Origin of the sequence: Shewanella waksmanii ATCC BAA-643, assembly GCF_000518805.1 — a bacterium.
Lineage (GTDB): Bacteria > Pseudomonadota > Gammaproteobacteria > Enterobacterales > Shewanellaceae > Shewanella > Shewanella waksmanii.
This window is the reverse complement of sequence record NZ_JAEH01000001.1, coordinates 168,146-186,822: the sequence shown is the minus strand read 5'-3', so window position 1 is coordinate 186,822 and position 18,677 is coordinate 168,146. Positions and strand designations below refer to the sequence as shown.

The window sequence follows — 18,677 nt, the reverse complement described above, 5'->3', positions numbered from 1 at the left end:
CTATTTAGCCCAGACCACAGGACTACTTTCTTAGTTCTCGGCGCAAAATCTTACCGACGGTCGACTTGGGTAAGCTGGCAACAAAGTCGATGATTTTAGGCACCTTATAAGCGGTAAGTTGTTCACGACAATAACCTTCTATTTGCTGTTTAGCTGTCGCTTCATCGCTATTAGGGTCGCTCAGTACAATGACCGCTTTCACTGCTTCGCCGCTGTGTTGATCGTCGACTCCGACAACCGCACATTCCAATACCGCATCATGGTTAGATAAGATATCTTCGACTTCATTGGGGTAAACATTAAAGCCTGAAACAATAATCATATCTTTCTTGCGATCGACAATCTTATGTAGGCCATCAGGCGTGGCCAGTGCCACATCACCGGTTTTAAAATAGCCGTCTTGGGTCATCACTTTGGCGGTCTCTTCAGGCTTGTTCCAGTAACCTTGCATAACCTGTGGTCCGCTGACAGCCAGTTCTCCAATCTCTCCGATTGGCACTTCGTTATCGTCTAAATCGAGGATCTTAACTGAGGTTTCTATAACCGGTTTGCCAATGGTACCCAGCTGCTCCAGCCCAGGGGCATTAAGCGATACCACCGGCGAGGTTTCAGATAAACCGTAACCTTCACTAATGGTACAGCCAGTAGTTTGCTGCCACATAGAAGCTGCCGCTTGGGTTAGCGCTGTGCCGCCGGAAATAGTGACCTTAAGGTGGCTAAAATCAAGGGCTTTGAAACTGGGCTGGTGGCAGAGGCCAACAAACAGGGTATTGAGGCCGGCAAAACCAGTAAACGGGTGCTGGCTAAGGGTATCAATCAAGCCTGAAATATCACGGGGATTTGGGATCAACACTGAGCAGCCACCTTGCTCAAAATACAGTACCAAATTCACCATGAATGCGTAGATATGGTACACCGGCAGCGGCGCAACAAACACCTCTTCACCCTGAACAAGTCGCTCGCCAATGCGTGATTTAATTTGCATAGCGTTAGCAATCAGATTGCCATGGCTGAGCATCGCGCCTTTAGACAGCCCGGTGGTGCCGCCGGTATATTGCAGCACTGCAAGATCGGATAATGTCGCTTTTACTGGCTGGTAATCTAGTGATAGGCCGGTGTCGATAGCATCCATTAAACGGGTAAAGTTGACGCTACCTGTTTCAATGTCTTGCGCTGCATGCATATCAAGCGCATGGGTGGCAAAAACATAGTCAATGTCGGTGCTGGCGACGACATCTGTTAAGGTTGGCAGCAGATCAGATAATACAATCAGTGCTTTAGCACCTGAGTCATTATATTGGTGAATAAGCTCTCGAGGCGTGTATAGCGGGTTGGTGTTGACTAAGATCATACCGGCGCGCATGGCGCCGTAGGCTGCAATGGCAAATTGGGTAATATTAGGCAATTGAATTGCGACTCTATCACCTTTCACTAACTCGGTATGCTGCTGAAGATAGGCGGCAAAGGCACGAGATAGACGCTCAACTTCGGCAAAGCTGGTGGCCTTTTTTAAACAGGAATAGGCTGTTTTGTCACCATAGCGCAGTGCTGATTGTTCGATCAGATCAATCATCGATTCATATTGGGTCATATCGATGCTTGTATCGGCGTCATAGGCCATAGTCTACCTCGTAAGTTAATATTATTGTTGTCGTTGGCGTAATTTGAACTACGATATTTATTTTCAAACAGGTGTTTAGATTAGAGCTAAAATTCACCATAGGTCAACAGCTAATATGCACAGTGCAACTGGTAAGATGAGTCTGGTCGGCACGGGGAAACAGCCGGTGTAAAAGCTGGCCAGAGGCTTAATTCAGGCCAGCTAGTTAGCACAATGGCCAGTGCATATCACTTGTCGGTGTATGCACTAGCAGTGAGGATAGTTTTATGGACGATAGAAGTTAGTGTCTTGGGCAACCTGTTGGCTGTAGTCACTAATGTCTTGCACTATGAGGGTCAGTTTACTGAAGCCGTGGCTATCCATTGGCGCGGCTTGCACTATGGTGACGGGGTAGGTGAGTTGCTCACCAGCCTTAATAAACAACTGGGTATCTGCGTTAATCACATAGGTTTGTTTCGCCGTGGTAGCCAGCTCATAGTGTCGATCTTGTTGGGTTTTATTGCGTATCTTCAAGGTGTAACTGTTTTCTATTTGGGCGTCGCTATTTTCGCGATAAAGGGCCTGCCTGTCGCGAAGAATATTAAGCTCAATTGCCGACTTTTGTTGCAGATCGACAGCAAAAATAGCTATGAACGCAGCAAAGGCAAGGCCATAGCCAACAAACTTCAATGACATAAATCGATTCACTTTTATGCCCGCCATCTCGTTTTCACTGCTGTAGCGAATTAAGCCTTTGGCATAACCAAATTTGGTCATGGTTTCATCGCACGCATCGGCGCAAGCACCGCAGTTAATGCACTCATATTGCAAGCCATTGCGAATATCTATCCCGGTTGGGCATACATCTACGCATAGGTGGCAATCTACACAATCACCAAGCTCAGTGGACTGATTACGCTTGCGTGGGCCACGAGATTCACCCCGCTGCGCATCATAAGTTACCGCAAGCGTGTTGGCATCATACATTGCTGATTGAAATCGGGCGTACGGGCAGCAGTGCAAACACATCTGCTCGCGCATCCAGCCAGCATTAAGATAAGTACAGGCGGCAAAGAACCACACCCAAGCGCCAACCCAAAAGGAAGTACTGAAACTAAATACATCGACATAGAGTTCAGTTGCTGGCACAAAATAGGCGATAAAGCCGCAACCGGTAAGCAGGGCTATCACACTCCAGAGCAGATGCTTACTGGTTCTCTTAAGCAGCTTTTTTTGGCTCCATGGCGCTTTGTCGAGCGCGTGGCGTTTATTGCTACTGCCTTCAATTTTCTCTTCTACCCATACATAGATAAACGACCAAGCGGTTTGCGGACACAGATAACCACACCAAATGCGTCCCCAAAATACCGTGATAAAAAACAACAAAAAGGCTGCGGCAATAAATACCCAGGCAAGTAAGGTAAAGTCTTGTGGCCATAAGGTGGTACCAAAAAAGCGAAACTGTTGCAGATCTAAATCAAATAAAATGGCTTGCTGGCCTTGATATTGAATGAATGGAATAGCAAAAAATAGCGCGATTAAAAGGCTATTAAAAATAGTGCGCAGTTTTTGGAAGTGGCCCTTTTGCGACTTGATGTGGATTTTTTTAGTTGTATCTAGATTTTTTACTTTAATGGCTTGCTGTTGATATTTTTGGTTCACCTTATTGCTTGCGGAAATAGCCACAGCATCGCTACTTTGTGCATTAAGGTGATATTTAACCTTGTTATTTTTGTGGTTAAAAGCTTGATTAGTCATTGTTAGGTTCCAACTGCTGACATGCCTAGTAAGTAAGCCTGTAATAGCAAAGTCGATACCAAGTTTTTAGTTATATAAGTTTATGATTATTAGCGTTTTTATTTTTAGTTGTTTATTGATAAGTCACGATATATCGTGATTTGGCGATATATCGTGATTTTGAGCGTGGTAGATCGAGGTTGAATAGTGTGGATTAGTCGCGCTTGATACCCAGCTTAGCCATTTTTGAACGCAACGTGCTTGGCGGGAGCCCAAGTGCATTGGCTGCACCATTTGGCCCAGAAATACGCCAGCCAAAGCGTTGCAATACCATTTCTATATGCAGCTTTTCAGCTTCTGCAAGCAGCAGGACATCGTCCGGTTGAGTGCTAGCCTGTGGTGTTAACTTTGGCAGGTGTAAAAGCTCGCCTTGGGCTAAAATACTGTAGCGTTCCAACAGGTTTTGCAGCTCGCGCACATTGCCAGGCCAGCCATAAGCGGCGAGATGTTTCAGGCTAGTCTTGCTAATGCCAGTGATTTTCTTTCCGAGCTTCTTATTGATATCTAACAAGATATCTTTCACTAACAAGGGTAAGTCATCTAAACGGTCCCGTAGTGGCGGCACATGGATTGGGAACACATTAAGGCGGTAGAACAGATCCATTCTAAACAACCCTTGTTCAACGCGTTTATTGAGATCATGGTGGGTGGCGGCAATTAAACGGATATCAACCTTAATACTGCGGCTACTACCAACACGCTCAAACGCTTGCTCTTGTATTACTCGCAGTAGTTTCGATTGTGCTTCAAGGGAGAGTTCCGCTACCTCATCAAGAAACAGGGTACCGTTGTCAGCCAGTTCAAAGCGGCCTTTGCGGCGACTTGATGCGCCGGTAAATGCGCCTTTTTCATGACCAAATAGCTCGCTCTCAAGCAGGCTAGGAGTGAAAGCGGCGCAGTTTACACTGATGAGTGGCTTATCAGCACGGTCGCTGAGTTGATGAAGGTTTCTTGCAACCAACTCTTTACCTGTACCATTCTCGCCGCTGATCAGCACTGTGCTATTGGTGTGGGCCACTAACTTTATCTGCTGGGCAACTTGCTGCATTTTAGGACTGTCACCGGAAAGGCTAACATCGCCTGTATGGCTGGCTAACTCGCTTAACAGGTAGTGGTTTTCGGTGGCGAGCTTTTCAGACAGGGCTTGGACCTGCTCTAACGCCTGACGTAATGAGTCCTCAGTTTGCTTCTGAATACTAATGTCACGAAATATCGCGACTACACCAATCAGTTTGTTGTCGCGATACACTGGGGTCGAGGTGTAATGTACTGGAAAGCTGCTGCCATCTTTGCGCCAGAACACGTCATGGCTGATCTCCCGCGCCAATCCATCATGCAAGGTGTTGTAAATTGGGCAATCTTCCTGCGGGTAATGGCTGCCATCTGCATGGCTATGGTGATGGCAATCATGAATATTTTTGCCAAGTAGTTCTGCGCTATCCCAGCCGGTCATCTTCTCTGCGGCCGGGTTAATAAATACCGCATTGCCGTTAAGGTCAAAGCCATAAATTCCCTCGTTAACTGCGTCGAGAATTAATTTATTTTCTGGCAAAAACTGCATGAGTTGCTGATTAGCATCGTTAGGGTGAGTGCTATCGATGCGCAAATTTGAAGTGGCCATACTGAGTCCAGCGAATACCGATTATGGAGCTAGTATAGTGGTATTAGACATAATTGGCGATATATCGCGAAAGGTGTTGGCTTGAATAGCCCATGTTGCGGTGCAGACATTGATTTAATTTGGTCACGGCAAGGTATTTGTTAACAATTGATGTTTAGAAGCAATATATTTTCCCAACTGGTCAGATCTTGCAAGGTCATTATTTGATGGTTATTTACACTGAACTCATGGTTTTTATTCATTATTTATTAGCGTGGTGGCGTAATTGTTTAAATTATCAACCTATACCTTAGTCTTGCCTGGCTAATTTAGCATTAGCTTTTATGATTCGTTTGCTATAAAAAAGTAAATGAAATGTTTAATTTCATTTCTGGGGAAGATCCTAATTGCTGTAAAAATCGCCGTTAAATAGAGCGAGTCAGTTAGCAATCGGGTCAAGATTCTTATAAACAAACGAGAATAATGATGACCTTTGACAACAATAACAATGCAACCAACATAAGTGCGCTCAGTTTAGCTATTTCTATGGCTTTATCTGGTGCGAGTTTCGCCGTTCAAGCTGAAGAGGAAGTTAGCTTGGAGGACGTAGAAAAAATCGCGGTGGTGGGCTCCAGAGCAACACCCAGATCTATCGGTGATTCACCGGTTCCCATCGATATCATTGGCGCCGACGAACTGACCAAATCTGGTAACTCAGACATGCTAGAGGTATTAAAGGGCTCAGTGCCATCACTTAACGTGCACTCAAATCCGATTAGTGATGCCGCCAGTTTGGTGAGGCCAGCTAACTTACGCGGCTTGTCTGCCGACAGTACTTTGATTCTGCTTAATGGTAAGCGTAGACATCGCTCATCGGTAATTACCTTTTTGGGCGGCGGTATTAACGATGGTGCCCATGGCCCAGATATTTCAGTGATCCCTAGTATTGCTTTAAAGCAGGTCGAAGTGCTTAGAGACGGTGCTGCAGCCCAGTACGGATCGGACGCCATTGCGGGCGTGATTAACTTTGTGCTTAAAGACAATGCCGAAGGCGGCAGCATTGAGGCCAAAGCCGGTGAGTATTATGAAGGTGATGGCCAAACCACTGAGGTGTCGGGCAACATAGGTATGCCACTGACTGAAAACGGTTTTGCTAACTTTAGCTTTCAATATAAAAACGCCGATCCCACCAGTCGCAGTGTGCAGCGTCCTGACGCACAAGCGTTCAATGATGCTGGATTAGAAGTTGCTGATCCTGCGCAGATTTGGGGCTCGCCAGAGATTAAAGATGATATCTCTATTTTTGCCAATTTTGGTATAGATTTAGACGATAAATCAGAAGCCTATATGTTTGGTAACTATTCTGAGCGTGATGTTAAAGGCGGTTTCTATTACCGTAATCCCAACAGTCGTGCGGGCGTATATGGCGGTAATGTACGCAGCGTCGGCGGGGTAAATATGTATCGCCCAGGCGATGATAACCCAAGCGGCCAAGAAGCCTGGGATAATGCGACCCCCACTGTGTTGGTCGGTTCACTCGATGGCCGCGACCAGCAACTCAATTGTCCATTGGTAGAAATTGGCGCTAATGGTTTACCTAATCAAGCGGCGCTGGATTCTCTGGCAGCAGCAAACTGTTTTGCATTTAACAATATGATCCCGGGAGGCTTCACGCCAAACTTTGGTGGCAACATCAAAGATAGCTCGCTGACCTTAGGTACCAAAGGTGAGTTTGAAATAGAGTGGCTAAGCGGCGTGCTGTATGATTTTAGTGCCAATATGGGCCGTAACGAATCACGCTACTTTATCTATAACACGGTCAACGCTTCGCTCGGTCCCGATACACCAAGAGACTTTAGTCCGGGTAAATACATTCAGTCAGAAACTAACTTCAATGCAGATTTCGTTAAATTTGCTGATTTTGGTTTAGCTGACGATGTGTCGATTGCTGCAGGTCTAGAGTGGCACGATGAAACATTTGAAGTGGTTGCCGGTGACGAGCCATCCTTCATTGCTGGGCCGTTAACAGACCAAGGTTTTGGTATTGGCTCCAATGGCTTCCCAGGTTTCCAACCTTCAGCAGCAGGCGAGTATAGCCGTAATAACTCCGCTATTTATTTGGATTTCTCGCTGCCGTTTACAGAGAGCTTGCTCGCTGAATTGGCAGTCCGTTACGAAGACTACGATAGCTTTGGTTCGACGGTAAACTACAAAGTGGCCGCCAACTACGCCATCACCGACAATATTGCGTTACGTGGCTCATACAATACTGGCTTTCGTGCGCCAACGGTAGGTCAGGCTAATGTGAGTAATGTGCAAACTAACTTATCCAACGGCCAGTTGGTTGACTCTGCGCTGCTGCCACCGACTAACCCGATTTCGGTGCAACTTGGCGGTACAGAGTTAACCCCAGAAGAGTCTAAAAGCTACACCTTTGGTGCGGTTTATAATCAAGGCGATTTCTTCCTAACGGTGGATTACTACAATATCCAAGTGGAAGATCGTATTAGTCAGTCTGAAAAAATCACCTTATCTGAAGCAGATAAAGAAGCGCTCAAACAAGCGGGTGTGCCCAATGTAGACGGCTTGTCGCAGGTAAGTTTCTTTACCAACGATTTCGATACCACGACAGAAGGTCTTGATGTTGTTGCCAACTACAGTGCAGATTTACTTGCAGGTGATTCAACGTTCTCACTGGCCTACAACTGGAACGAGACTCAAGTTGATAGTTATTCAGATATTACAGGTGACTTTAAAGTCTCTCGTTTAGAGAACGATTTGCCCAACCATCGTGCCACCTTTACTTGGGCGTCAAACTGGGATCATATTGGTCTGTTTACCCGGGTGAATTACTTTGGTGAATATCAAGGGGTTCACGTCGATTATGATGCCACTATCAACACCGGAGAAGCGGCAGTGACGGTTGATATGGAACTGAGCTACTTTATCAATGAGTCGTTTACGGTCTCAATTGGTGCGCAAAATATCTTTGACCAGCAAGCGACAGAAATTAACTTTACTGAAGAAGGTGCTGCGGCTTGTGGCGGTTGTGTTAATAACCAGTGGGGTGGTAAGTATTATGAAACCTCGCCATTTGGTTTTAATGGCGGCTACTACTACCTAAAAGGGGCGTATAACTTCTAATTGCTAAGCGGTTAGTTTTTACAACAAGCCCTGCACTTAGCAGGGCTTTTTATTGTCTTTATTGTACATAGGCGAGGGCTTGCTCAACATCGGTAATGGTTAAACTGCCTGGCAGCACTACACCATTGGGCGCATTCGGGCCATAGACACGGTTATAAGGAATACCTGACTGGCCCTGACTTTGCAAAAACGCTTCAATTCTAGGGTTGGGTTGACTTAAATCTCCGCGCATCAATATCACATGACTTTTAGCCAACTGCTGTACGATGACTTCGCGGTTTAGCACGCTGTCTTTATTGCGCTTGCAGATGCTACACCAATCGGCAGTCACATCGATAAATACTGTGTTGCCTTGCTTCACTAATGTGGCAATTTCTGTTGGCACCAAAGGTTGCCACTGCAACTTTTTATAGGCTTGAAAATCCTCTTTGGGGTAGACAAAGTAGCACACCGCGGCGTTGCAGCTACTAAAAATCAGCAATAACACGATCACTGCAGTTGGAATAGGCTGACCAGTCAATTTTTTATAGCTCAGCCATAAACTTAGCAATATGAGCAAAGCTAAGCTGATTAGACTGACAATAACGATAGCGCTCATAAGCACCTTGGTGTGTGGAAAAATGCTAGTGTAGCAAACAATAGCCTAAATAATTACTCTGCAGCTTTTGCTCAGTCACAAAAATCACGATAAGCTGGCGACCTTATTTTTAAGTGTAATAGGGAAAGTGTTAATGACATTGAGTGCATGGTTTGGGCTGCTGGCTATTTGTTGTTTGGGGGCGATGTCACCGGGACCCAGTTTAGCTATGGTGGTGCGTCATACGTTAGGTGGCGGCCGCGCTAAAGGCATTATCTGCGCATGGGCTCATTCTATTGGTATTGGCATTTATGCATTGATCACTTTGCTTGGGTTAGCGGTACTGCTCAAGCAGGCACCGATGGTTTTCAATGCGATTGCGATTTTAGGGGCACTCTACTTGGCTTGGATGGGCGTTCAAGCATTACGCTCTAAGGGCGGCATGTCTGAGAAGCTGCAAGCTGGCGAGCAAACCGATGCTTGGACTGCGGCGCGAGATGGGATCGCAATTTCACTGTTTAACCCTAAAATCATGTTGTTCTTTTTGGCTTTGTTTAGCCAGTTTGTCATGGTGGCAGATGATCTGTGGGGGAAATCACTGATCGTGTTGACGCCGTTAATTGTCGATGGATTGTGGTACACGCTTATCGCGTTGGTACTGTCTCACAGTGCGGTGTTGCCCAAATTACGCCAGCGTGCAGCGCTAATCGATAAGCTTTCAGGTGTGGTACTGATATTACTGGCGGTGCGAGTTCTAGTTACTCTCTAAAGCCAGGTTAGATGACAGAGACTAAAAAGCCATCAATGATGATGGCTTTTTTATTGGCTTAAGCGGGCGATATTATTGACCGTTAAAAACCTGTACAGATTCATCTTTCTTAGGTTCTTCTGCTGATCTTGGCGGGTTTTGAATGTGGTCATCTAAGTTGTCACTTAGCATATCGTGGTATTCTTTGGTGAACCACTCAAGTGCATTGTCTTTTTCAGCTTGTAGATCAGAAGACTTAATGGCTGCTTCAAACGCATTGAATCGTGACGCAGCAAAACGCATTGCCGTGCCCACTTTGCCAACATCTTGTTCTTGGTTGTTTAGCTCGTTTGCTAGCGCGATGAACTTATCGGCTAGTTGAAAAATCGTTGTCGCTTTCTGTTCTTCTGACATGCTTTACTCACTCTAAAATGACAAGTTTGATGTTATTTTCGTGGATGAATACTAACGTAATTCAGCAATGAATGAATCATCAATTTTAAGTTTATGGGATCTAACTCAAGATGAAGCTAATAACTTAGCTACTAGGGTCGTCGTCTGTGATCACAGTCCCGTCGCGCGAGTCATAGTAAATAGAGAGAGTCGGCAAGGGGTTATAAATATAGCGGCACTGATCTGGTGAAATATAGGTGGCACGATAGGTTGAGTCTTCGGCGTCAGTTGAGGTTGAGATGCTTGGTGCATCTTGCAACACCGTTTCCCACACCGAGATGCAATCGTTGGTGTTGTTAAGTCGAGGGCTGGACTCAAAGGGCGGGTAGTTTTGCGCAGGAAAGCCCCATAAGTTCATATCGAGTTGTCCTTCGCTTCCACCGGGGAAAATCTGCAAGTTATCGGCAGGTCCGGTATTGCCTAAGGTTGCCCATTTTACATTTGCCAGGGTGATGCCGCCGCTAAATGCCCCTCCCATACCTTGCACCGTGGCAACTTCGGCATCTTGTTTAATATTAATAAACTTAGGCAGGGCGACCACGGCTAATATGGCCAACACAATAATAACCACCACCAGTTCTATTAATGTAAAACCGTGCTGTGTTGCTTGCGATTTAGTCGGCATATTGAAACTCACGTGACATCCTGTAATTACTGACAAGAATATTAGTATAACACTGGTGTTTTCAATCAGATAGCCAAGCATTTAAATTATTTAACATTGGCGCTGCAAAGTTTGCGGTTAAGTGAGCGGGTTAGCTCGCTTGCATCGCTTGTTGACGGGCCTTAAGCTTGTGAGCATTGGCGGTATTGGAAACAACAGAGATAACAATGAAAGATTGGCAAAGCTTTATCGAGCAGCAGCAACAGCAAAGCTATTTTAAGCAGTTACAGGCTTTTGTCGCGGCAGAACGTGATGCGGGCAAAGTGATTTACCCGCCGCAATCTCAGGTATTTAGCGCCTTTGATGTCACGCCATTAGATAAGGTTAAAGTGGTGATTTTGGGGCAAGACCCCTATCACGGCCCTAATCAAGCTCACGGTTTATGTTTTTCGGTGCAAAAAGGGCAAAAAGTGCCACCTTCGCTGGTGAATATCTACAAAGAACTGGCGGATGATATCGACGGTTTTAATATTCCAAGCCATGGTAATTTAAGTCAGTGGGCAAACCAAGGTGTGTTATTGCTCAATACGGTATTGACCGTTGAGCAAGGGCAGGCGCACTCGCACGCTAAAGCCGGTTGGCAGGTGTTTACTGACCAAGCCCTGATGCTGCTCAATCAACAAACGCGGCCGATTATCTTTGTACTTTGGGGTGCCCACGCCATTAAAAAGGGCAAGTTAATCACAGCCTCGCAGCACCAAATAGTGTCGGGCCCGCATCCATCGCCACTGTCGGCTTATCGTGGTTTTTTTGGTTGCAAACACTTTTCTAAAATCAATCAGCTACTGAATAACACGCAACAATCAGTGATTGACTGGCGGTTAGATTAACGCTGCTCAAACTTGCCGTATCAGCGAAAGCTGATTATAGTTAATAGGGTTGGCAGTTCAATGGATGTACTGACTGCACTGGCTTTGTACAGCGAGTGAAATTTACCTGATTAATGGATTAACCTCCGCGTGATGGAGGAAGGTAGTGGCTTATGTTTTTTGCAATCAAGCGTGGATCATTAACCAAGTGGGATGGTCATAGTCATGTGGGCTTTATTGCCCCTGATGATGGCTCAGAGCCTCTGATGGTCGCAGCGAAACATATCGAACCCATAAATTACTTACCTAAAGTTGGCGACCGCGTTGCTTACCTTCGTACTTCTAGCACCCAACACCCCCTGCTCAGTGTTCGCGCACAAATAGATAACGGTGAACCGATTCGACTTAGTCGCTTTAAGCGCCAAGGTTTTGATGTTGATTGGTTATCAAGAATGAATCTGTTGTTGGTGGTGGTGTTGACCGTTGGGATGATTTTCTTAAGCCTTAATGTGGAATATAACCCGTTTGTTAGTGATCGAGTGCTGCCGCCAGCAGGGCTGTTTCCTGCCGGTTCTGAGCACTATGTGGGTAAAACTGATACTAGTGATATGGTGTTTAACTGCGAGGGTAAAACTCAGTGTATGCAGATGAGCTCTTGTGGTGAAGCGCGGCACTATGTGGCGCATTGCCCCAACATGCAAACGCAAGTGGGACAATCGTCCTGTTTAAGCTTGTGGTGCATCAATCCATAGCATGTAGAGATTGCTTAAGGCTGAACTTTTTCTAAGCGGTAATGCTCAGCCAATGCCCCGGTAATCCGATTGCCTTGTCTATCTAGCATAAACAGTTGGTTTTCACCCACTAAAAACAGTGGCTGTGACTCGCCTTCACCTAAACGAATAATATTGCCACGCCCAAGCCAAAATAATTTCCCTTCTGAGCTAAACACTTTATCGCCTTCGCCTAGGTACTGACTGCTCATAGTGAAACTATTGTCACGATTTAATTGCACTGTGGTGGCAATGCCTTCGCAACTTGCACAGGGAAGGGTGCCTTGATAGGTACCATTCCAGTCGAGTGCATTTTGGCTGGTATCGCCTACAGGCGTTAACTCGGCGGGTTGCAACCGAGTATTGCTGTTAACGTTATCGTTTGCAGCTAAGTTATTGTTTGGTTGAGCGCTGGTGCAGCCAGCAATCAAAAGCACGATTGAGATCAGAGATATTCGTTTCATAACGGGTAATAACCAAATGATATTCGTGCAGTTATCATCAGAATAATTACGCTTGTTGTCTAGTTTTTTTGGCTATCGTGGCTGAAACCGCACCAGCTAAACCCAGCATTTGAAGTAAACCTGACTATACTCAAAGTTCAATGACCAATTGTCGCTTTTGAGCTGAAATGATGGCAATTGAAGCACTCCTTCAACCCCGATTGGTGTAGGTGTCAGGTATCTATGTTACAAAGCGTGAAAAATGTTGTCTGTGAGCGTTTGTTTGTGTGGTGCAGCCTGTTGTTATTTATCGCTGTGCCTTGGAGTGTGCAAGGGACAGCTTTAAAGACCGTTTCTAACGACTACGCCCCCTTTTATTCGCAAAATATGCACTTAAATGGAGTGGTTTATCAGCTCGCTACAGAAGCGCTTACACAAAGCGGTTACCAAACATCGCACCAATTCTATCCCTTTGTTCGTGCTGCAGCGCTGACTCAAAATGGCTTAGCCGATGGCATCATCGGCTTATGGTATCGACAAGAGCGTGAGCAGTGGGCGAGCTACTCAGAGCCGCTGCTATCGGTCAATATCGTGTTGCTCAAGCGCAAAGATCGCAATATTAGCTACCAGCAATTACAAGAGCTCAGTTCTTACCGTATCGGCATCGGCCGCGGTTATGCCAATCCTGAAGTGTTTAAACAGGCCAAGCTCAAAACCGAAGCCGGTAGTTCCGATGAAGAAAATTTAAAGAAGCTGTTTTTAGGACGGGTTGATTTAGTGCTAATCAGTGAAGATGTTGCCCATCACTTCGTGGCTCTAGGCCCAATAGAGTATCGACAAGCGTTTGAGGTTGTTGGCAAGCCATTAAGTGTTGAGCTGTTCCACTTTGGGGTATCTAAACATCGCCAAGATCATTTGCAAATTGTCGAGCAGTTTAATCTGGCGCTAAACAACATGAAGAGTAGTGGCCGGGTAGGAGATATCTTGCGACTGCATGGCTTTGAAGAAAATGGCTATTGGAAAAAGGAGTTAGCGCGCCCATCACCTGATTAGTCTATTTAACAAATTCAAATACTTGCTGCGGGGTCACAATTAAAGGCAGTGGCACGTCCCAGTGAGCTTGATCGAGTTTGGCGACCTGCTGACAGTTATGTGCATAACCAACCGGCAGTGGTTTACCTTGTTGCTGCCAATTGGCTAACGTTCTGTCGTAGTAGCCGCCGCCCATTCCCATTCTATTCCCTTGGCTATCAAAGGCGACCAAGGGGGTGATAACCACATCAAGTTGTTGGGGTAAAATCAGCTGGCGAATATCTAGGGCGGGTTCCCAAATGCCGAGGTGGTTCTTTTGTAATGGAGTGGTGGGCTGATAGCGTAAAAAGATCAAATTGCCCTTGCTAAAGGGATGCAGCCTTGGCAGATATACATCAATTCCAGTCGACCACAACGCATCAATTAAAGGCCGAGTATCAAGTTCACCGTCGTTACTTAAGTAAGCGGCTACACTACGCGCATTTTTTGATAGCAATGCTGCGAGCATTGGCGCCATAGCTGTATTGGCATACTGCTGTTGCTGTGCAAAGGACAACTCACGCCTTGCTTGGCGAATTCGCGCTCTAATCGTCTGGCGGCTGTTTAAATCTGCTGTTGCAGGCGATAGTGACGGCGTAATTGCTGGCATCTATTTGGCTCCTATTGATGGTCACTGCAGCTTACCTTTGCGCTTTATTAAAAGCAAAATCTGAGAAGACTAGAACATTTGCTTAATTCAAGGCTGGTATGGTGCAAAGGGCTTCCGGTTTAGACTAGTACTCGGATTCGAATCGAGCCCCCCTAGGCTTACATAACGGGGGAATTGTCGAGGTTATCACTTAGAAGATTAAACTTCCCGTTACGGCTGCTGTGTTGCTGTGACCTTTGTTGATAATTGTGATTGATTGTCAGCGTTTTGGCGTTGCGTGGTTGGTGATTTGTGTAGTATTTTAGTAGCGTAAACTGCTGTGATTTGGCGCTACTGCATTGGGTATTTCGGCTGTAGCGATAGAAGTAAAGTACAAATCTTGGCTTAAATTCATTTTTACCCGATAACGCGCTGTTGTTATTAAATGAAAATTCGCCGCGATGGTTTACTTAACTCTCTCACCTATGTTGGGCAAATTAAGGATGTGATGATGAAACAAATAAGTGGTGCTGATTCGTGTTAATCCGGCTGTTATTACCTGCACAGTACTCTTTGCTATGTTAGGCCGTTACCAGCGTCATTTTGGGCGCATAATTTACTTGGTGTGGTGGTTGTTATTTAGCTTGTTGCCCACCAAGGTTAGTGCATCGGATATTGCTAGTAGTGTTACAGGTGGCGTCGATAATCGCTTTGCGGATGGTGGCTATTTTGAGCTTGGTGCTAGTGTATACAGTGTCAATAAGTTCGATGTGCGTCAGACTGAGCATGAAGCAATTCAACCTAGCTTGCTGATCAGTGGTATCTATCAATATAAAGGTGCGTTTGTTGAGATGGTACATCAGTCTCAAGATGGCATTAACCTAGGCTTTAATTTTTGGAATTCTGAAAACTGGTCGTTAGATATACTCGCTGCCAATTTAAAAAGTTCTTGGGCACGCCCTGAAGGGGTTAATCCAGAGGACCTTATTGAGGCACAGCGTAACGACTACCTGATGTCAGAAGAGTCTTTATACATAGGTGCAGGTTTACGCGCTACCCGCTACTGGGATGATCATTATGTGTTCCAATACCACATTGTCAGCGATTATTACGATGGTCAGGGTATTCAAAGTAGTGCCCGATTAGGCAAGTCATGGCAGGTGCGCAACTGGAATTTTCATGCCCTTGCCAGCCTTGAATACGCATCGTCGAGTTTAAACCAGCAGCTGTTTGGTATTAGCGGTGACGAAGCAACTGCACGTTTCCCTGAGTATACCCCGAGTAGTTCGATTAGCTACGGCTTAGAACTTGGCGTGGCCTACCCGATTAGCGAGAGCTTTGTCTTTCGTGCCATGTACCGTATGAATGTGCTTTCTGATGAAGTCACAGACAGCCCCTTTAATGAATCTGGCTATGTGTCGTTTTTTAACGCCTCAATCAGCTATGTCTTTTAGGTGGCCTATGACTAAATGCTGTTTATTTAGGGTGATACTGATACTGCTATTAATTGCGCCTTTAAGCGCCGTTGCAGACCATGCGGACATTAATTTTACCGCAACGCCTGAGCAATGTGTGGCGTTGCACAAAGGTCAAACTTGCTATCAAGATGTGTTGTTCCAATGGCAAACACCTGCAGTTGGGCGTTACTGTTTAGTTGAGTCTAAAAATGGTCAACAGTTAACCTGCTGGGATGGGCGGGCAGTCCAGCAATATCGGTACGGTTTTGAAAGTAACACCAGTACAGCATATAGTTTAATTCGTAATAATGAGCTGACACCGTTAGCGGAGGTGAAAGTGGTGGTTACTTGGGTTTATAAGGCACCTAAGCAAAGTCAGTCAGGTTGGAGATTGTTTTAATGTCAGCGCCGCAAAAGCACATCTTAGTGGTGGAAGATGATACCTCGCTGTCTGAATGGATCAGTGATTATTTACTCGACCACGGCTACAATATTACTGTGGCGAGCCAAGGGGATTTTGCCTTGGCAATGATTGCAGAAGAGCAGCCTGATCTTGTGCTGTTAGATGTGATGTTGCCAGTGAAAAACGGCTTCGATGTATGCCAACAAGCGCGGGCATTTTATAGTGGACCGATATTGTTCATGACTGCTTGTGTTGAAGATGGCGATGAAATACAGGGCTTAGAAGTGGGAGCAGACGATTATTTAACTAAGCCGATACGCCCTCAAGTGATGCTTGCTCGTATTAAGGCGCTACTCAGGCGCACAACGTTTGATAATATCAAGCAGCAATTAGTTTTTGACTCTCTGGTGCTCAATGCAGTGGCAAAATCGGTGACAATAGATCAGCAACCGCTCGCTTTAAATGCTAACGAGTTTGATGTGTTTTGGTTACTCGCGGTGAAGGTGGGGACCGTCGTCAGTCGCTCTGAGCTGATCGCTGAGCTGCGGGGGATTGAATACGACGGCTTTGATCGTTCCGTGGATATTAGAGTGTCGCGCCTACGTAAAAAGCTCCATGAAGCGCAAAACCAGCCTTACAAAATTAAAACCATCCGCGGTAAAGGTTATCTGTTTTGCCGCGAAGACGATCCACAATATTGACCCAGCAACGGGAAGCGACAAATGAAAAAGCTCATTATCTCGTTAGTGCTTGTGGTATTGCTCTCGATTGTTAGTCTAGGTTGGTCAATCAGTGAGTTTGCCAGTCTCAGCAGCCCTAATGGCAATGGGCCGACAACCAAAGAGCAATTGACCGCGCTAAAACTGCTTGGTGTGGCACTGGCCCGCAGTTTAGATGACGAAACCGTCGACCAAACCCGCTTTATCGAAAGCTGGAATCAACAGAACCAACAGCAACTCTCTATCATTGCTGAAGCCGCATTTGCTTTACCGCCATCGCTAACTGCGCAGTTTAAAGCTGAAGCCTCGCTACTGCTTGAATCAGAAGAGGGGATTTCGCTGCATTACCGTTTGCCTAACCTGGGTAAAGTGCTCAATATCAAAACCCAGTTGGTCTCTCCCCAAGAAAGTGAATTGAGCTTAAATAAGCTCTATACCATGCTGTTTTACACCGGCGTTATCATCATCCTACTGGTGTGGGTGTCACCGTTAATTCGGCAACTGATGAACCTGAGTAAAACTACCAAGGCCTTTGGTATGGGTCAGTTGCAACAACGAATTAAGGTGAGTAAAACCTCTTACATCGCTGAGATTGAAACCGAGTTTAATCGCATGGCAGATAGGATTGAGCAACTGGTGGATGACAATAAGCTGCTTAGCCGTGCAGTGTCTCATGATCTAAAAACCCCGATAGCGAGGTTGAGATTTGGCATGGAAGCGCTAGAAGAGACCGATAATGAACAATTGCGAGTTAAGTACTTTACTCGCTTGAACCGTGACATAGACACCATGGAAGAGTTGGTTGCCACTTTACTGAGCTATGCTCGCCTCGACGAAGCGAATATCAAGCCTGAGCTGCAGGTTATAGAACTCAATGACTGGCTAACACAGAAACTAGCCAGTCATAGTAATATTGCTTACCCGATTGCGTTTGAAGCTTCGCGGCTAGCCATCAAGGTGAAAACCGATCCTAAATATTTATCGATGCAAGTTGCGAATCTGCTCAATAACGCTGAGCGGTTCGGTCAGTCAGCCATTGAAGTGTCGGTTGAAGTGACTGCTGGCCGAGTCTGGGTGCATGTTGCAGATGACGGCAAGGGGATCGATTTAAGCGAAGTCGAGCAAGTGGTGAAGCCATTTGTGCGAGGTCAGCAAAGCCGAGACAACGCAGGTCATGGTATGGGACTGGCGATTGTTAAACGTATTGCTATTTGGATGGGCACCGAGCTTAGCATCGGTCGCTCAAACACCCTAGGCGGGGCGCGCATGTCACTGAGTATTGAGCTGGCTTAAAACTGACGTTAAAGCCATTGCTTGTGCCATAACAATCACAGTGCGCTTAAGGGCACTGTGATTGACACGTGGCAGTTAGCTGTCAGCTGACACATGTTGCAGGATATATTGAGTATTGTATACCCGTGAGTTGCTATCACTGGGTTTGTGTTTTAGCCCAGTGACTTCGACTACCGTAGAGGTTTCTTTATCTATGCTTGAGCTTCCCCAAAAGATATCACTACTTTGTGTCCCAGCACCGAATTGACCTACCGAGTCACGGTTAGTTTGCTCGTTAGTAAAGGTAAAGTAGGGGTAGCCAGCTTGTTGGCAGATCTCCGCAGACTTAAGCATTACATATTTACGCGTTAGTGAACGGTTGGTATTGGTATTGCCCACAAAGCTAATTTGCCAACTATCAGGCGCAATTTGCATCGTTTCAAAGCCTTTACCAAAGGTCCAAAAGCTCTTTTCTGTATCGTACGGCGTGGCACATGCGCTTAGTACAACCGCCAGTACCACGCAGATGGATAGATTTCTAATGTGTTTCATCATCACTCC

General features: G+C 45.8%; 18 protein-coding genes. 9 read left to right on the top strand and 9 right to left on the bottom strand.

The window, feature by feature from the left end; genetic code table 11:
• Window positions 1–22: 22 nt before the first annotated feature.
• The 3 genes from L865_RS0100855 to L865_RS0100845 form a co-directional block, all read right to left on the bottom strand.
• Entirely contained in the window at window positions 23–1,621 is a 1,599-nt protein-coding gene (locus tag L865_RS0100855; RefSeq protein ID WP_028771489.1) for an AMP-binding protein, read from the bottom strand.
• A gap of 264 nt (window positions 1,622–1,885) precedes the next feature.
• Window positions 1,886–3,358, bottom strand: coding sequence for a cytochrome c oxidase accessory protein CcoG (gene ccoG / locus L865_RS0100850; RefSeq protein WP_084632433.1), 1,473 nt, complete (start codon window positions 3,356–3,358; stop codon window positions 1,886–1,888).
• A 193-nt stretch (window positions 3,359–3,551) separates the two neighbouring features.
• On the bottom strand, window positions 3,552–4,958 hold the full coding sequence (locus L865_RS0100845) for a sigma-54 interaction domain-containing protein (RefSeq protein ID WP_051484382.1): 1,407 nt from the start codon (window positions 4,956–4,958) through the stop codon (window positions 3,552–3,554).
• 522 nt (window positions 4,959–5,480) lie between these two features.
• Between L865_RS0100845 and L865_RS0100840 the strand changes: the two genes are divergently transcribed.
• Window positions 5,481–8,141 carry a TonB-dependent receptor plug domain-containing protein gene (locus tag L865_RS0100840; protein ID WP_084632432.1) on the top strand — a complete coding sequence of 887 codons (2,661 nt, stop codon included), beginning with the start codon at window positions 5,481–5,483 and terminating at the stop codon, window positions 8,139–8,141.
• 58 nt (window positions 8,142–8,199) lie between these two features.
• Here L865_RS0100840 and L865_RS0100835 read toward each other — a convergent pair whose 3' ends face one another.
• Window positions 8,200–8,739: a thioredoxin family protein gene (locus L865_RS0100835; protein WP_028771485.1), complete on the bottom strand. Its 540-nt coding sequence runs from the start codon at window positions 8,737–8,739 to the stop codon at window positions 8,200–8,202.
• Window positions 8,740–8,872: 133 nt separating this feature from the next.
• Here L865_RS0100835 and L865_RS0100830 point away from each other — a divergent pair, with 133 nt between their 5' ends.
• Entirely contained in the window at window positions 8,873–9,487 is a 615-nt protein-coding gene (locus tag L865_RS0100830; protein ID WP_028771484.1) for a LysE family translocator, read from the top strand.
• A 72-nt stretch (window positions 9,488–9,559) separates the two neighbouring features.
• Here the strand turns inward: L865_RS0100830 and L865_RS0100825 are convergent, their stop codons facing one another.
• Together L865_RS0100825 and L865_RS0100820 are read right to left on the bottom strand one after the other, a co-directional pair.
• Window positions 9,560–9,880: a DUF3144 domain-containing protein gene (locus L865_RS0100825; protein ID WP_028771483.1), complete on the bottom strand. Its 321-nt coding sequence runs from the start codon at window positions 9,878–9,880 to the stop codon at window positions 9,560–9,562.
• A 124-nt stretch (window positions 9,881–10,004) separates the two neighbouring features.
• On the bottom strand, window positions 10,005–10,556 hold the full coding sequence (locus L865_RS0100820; protein WP_425423589.1) for a type II secretion system protein: 552 nt from the start codon (window positions 10,554–10,556) through the stop codon (window positions 10,005–10,007).
• Window positions 10,557–10,750: 194 nt separating this feature from the next.
• On the opposite strand from L865_RS0100820, the gene ung reads away from it, so the two are divergent.
• On the top strand, window positions 10,751–11,413 hold the full coding sequence (ung, locus tag L865_RS0100815; RefSeq protein ID WP_037470259.1) for a uracil-DNA glycosylase: 663 nt from the start codon (window positions 10,751–10,753) through the stop codon (window positions 11,411–11,413).
• A gap of 152 nt (window positions 11,414–11,565) precedes the next feature.
• On the top strand, window positions 11,566–12,144 hold the full coding sequence (locus tag L865_RS0100810; RefSeq protein ID WP_028771480.1) for a hypothetical protein: 579 nt from the start codon (window positions 11,566–11,568) through the stop codon (window positions 12,142–12,144).
• Between the two features lie 14 nt (window positions 12,145–12,158).
• Here the strand turns inward: L865_RS0100810 and L865_RS0100805 are convergent, their stop codons facing one another.
• On the bottom strand, window positions 12,159–12,626 hold the full coding sequence (locus tag L865_RS0100805) for a copper resistance protein NlpE (protein ID WP_028771479.1): 468 nt from the start codon (window positions 12,624–12,626) through the stop codon (window positions 12,159–12,161).
• Between the two features lie 222 nt (window positions 12,627–12,848).
• On the opposite strand from L865_RS0100805, the gene L865_RS22790 reads away from it, so the two are divergent.
• Window positions 12,849–13,658, top strand: a complete 810-nt coding sequence (locus tag L865_RS22790) for a substrate-binding periplasmic protein (protein WP_051484356.1) — start codon at window positions 12,849–12,851, stop codon at window positions 13,656–13,658.
• Window position 13,659: 1 nt separating this feature from the next.
• On the opposite strand, the gene L865_RS0100795 is transcribed toward L865_RS22790, so the two are convergent.
• The gene (locus L865_RS0100795; protein ID WP_028771478.1) at window positions 13,660–14,286 is read right to left on the bottom strand and encodes a 5-formyltetrahydrofolate cyclo-ligase; all 627 of its coding nucleotides are present in this window, start codon (window positions 14,284–14,286) and stop codon (window positions 13,660–13,662) included.
• A gap of 557 nt (window positions 14,287–14,843) precedes the next feature.
• Here L865_RS0100795 and L865_RS0100790 point away from each other — a divergent pair.
• The 4 genes from L865_RS0100790 to L865_RS0100775 are packed head-to-tail and all read left to right on the top strand — an operon-like array spanning window position 14,844 to window position 18,137.
• Window positions 14,844–15,719, top strand: a complete 876-nt coding sequence (locus tag L865_RS0100790; protein WP_425423593.1) for a MipA/OmpV family protein — start codon at window positions 14,844–14,846, stop codon at window positions 15,717–15,719.
• A gap of 7 nt (window positions 15,720–15,726) precedes the next feature.
• Window positions 15,727–16,122, top strand: coding sequence for a DUF3019 domain-containing protein (locus tag L865_RS0100785; RefSeq protein ID WP_028771476.1), 396 nt, complete (start codon window positions 15,727–15,729; stop codon window positions 16,120–16,122).
• Complete coding sequence (locus L865_RS0100780; RefSeq protein ID WP_028771475.1) at window positions 16,122–16,826, top strand: response regulator; 705 nt, start codon at window positions 16,122–16,124, stop codon at window positions 16,824–16,826. Before L865_RS0100785 ends, L865_RS0100780 begins: the two co-directional genes overlap by 1 nt.
• Before the next feature lie 21 nt (window positions 16,827–16,847).
• Window positions 16,848–18,137: an ATP-binding protein gene (locus L865_RS0100775; RefSeq protein ID WP_028771474.1), complete on the top strand. Its 1,290-nt coding sequence runs from the start codon at window positions 16,848–16,850 to the stop codon at window positions 18,135–18,137.
• Between the two features lie 75 nt (window positions 18,138–18,212).
• Here the strand turns inward: L865_RS0100775 and L865_RS0100770 are convergent, their stop codons facing one another.
• Window positions 18,213–18,668, bottom strand: a complete 456-nt coding sequence (locus tag L865_RS0100770; RefSeq protein WP_028771473.1) for a CC0125/CC1285 family lipoprotein — start codon at window positions 18,666–18,668, stop codon at window positions 18,213–18,215.
• Window positions 18,669–18,677 lie beyond the last annotated feature (9 nt).

Bases quoted from the DNA above. Each gene is read 5' to 3' on its own strand.
- L865_RS0100855 (WP_028771489.1), bottom strand. From the start codon at position 1,621: ATGGCCTATGACGCCGATACAAGCATCGATATGACCCAATATGAATCG.
- ccoG (WP_084632433.1), bottom strand. From the start codon at position 3,358: ATGACTAATCAAGCTTTTAACCACAAAAATAACAAGGTTAAATATCAC.
- L865_RS0100785 (WP_028771476.1), top strand. From the start codon at position 15,727: ATGACTAAATGCTGTTTATTTAGGGTGATACTGATACTGCTATTAATT.
- L865_RS0100795 (WP_028771478.1), bottom strand. From the start codon at position 14,286: ATGCCAGCAATTACGCCGTCACTATCGCCTGCAACAGCAGATTTAAAC.
- ung (WP_037470259.1), top strand. From the start codon at position 10,751: ATGAAAGATTGGCAAAGCTTTATCGAGCAGCAGCAACAGCAAAGCTAT.
- L865_RS0100835 (WP_028771485.1), bottom strand. From the start codon at position 8,739: ATGAGCGCTATCGTTATTGTCAGTCTAATCAGCTTAGCTTTGCTCATA.
- L865_RS0100775 (WP_028771474.1), top strand. From the start codon at position 16,848: ATGAAAAAGCTCATTATCTCGTTAGTGCTTGTGGTATTGCTCTCGATT.
- L865_RS0100790 (WP_425423593.1), top strand. From the start codon at position 14,844: ATGTTAGGCCGTTACCAGCGTCATTTTGGGCGCATAATTTACTTGGTG.
- L865_RS0100825 (WP_028771483.1), bottom strand. From the start codon at position 9,880: ATGTCAGAAGAACAGAAAGCGACAACGATTTTTCAACTAGCCGATAAG.
- L865_RS0100840 (WP_084632432.1), top strand. From the start codon at position 5,481: ATGATGACCTTTGACAACAATAACAATGCAACCAACATAAGTGCGCTC.
- L865_RS0100830 (WP_028771484.1), top strand. From the start codon at position 8,873: ATGACATTGAGTGCATGGTTTGGGCTGCTGGCTATTTGTTGTTTGGGG.
- L865_RS0100810 (WP_028771480.1), top strand. From the start codon at position 11,566: ATGTTTTTTGCAATCAAGCGTGGATCATTAACCAAGTGGGATGGTCAT.
- L865_RS22790 (WP_051484356.1), top strand. From the start codon at position 12,849: ATGTTACAAAGCGTGAAAAATGTTGTCTGTGAGCGTTTGTTTGTGTGG.
- L865_RS0100845 (WP_051484382.1), bottom strand. From the start codon at position 4,958: ATGCAGTTTTTGCCAGAAAATAAATTAATTCTCGACGCAGTTAACGAG.
- L865_RS0100805 (WP_028771479.1), bottom strand. From the start codon at position 12,626: ATGAAACGAATATCTCTGATCTCAATCGTGCTTTTGATTGCTGGCTGC.
- L865_RS0100770 (WP_028771473.1), bottom strand. From the start codon at position 18,668: ATGAAACACATTAGAAATCTATCCATCTGCGTGGTACTGGCGGTTGTA.
- L865_RS0100780 (WP_028771475.1), top strand. From the start codon at position 16,122: ATGTCAGCGCCGCAAAAGCACATCTTAGTGGTGGAAGATGATACCTCG.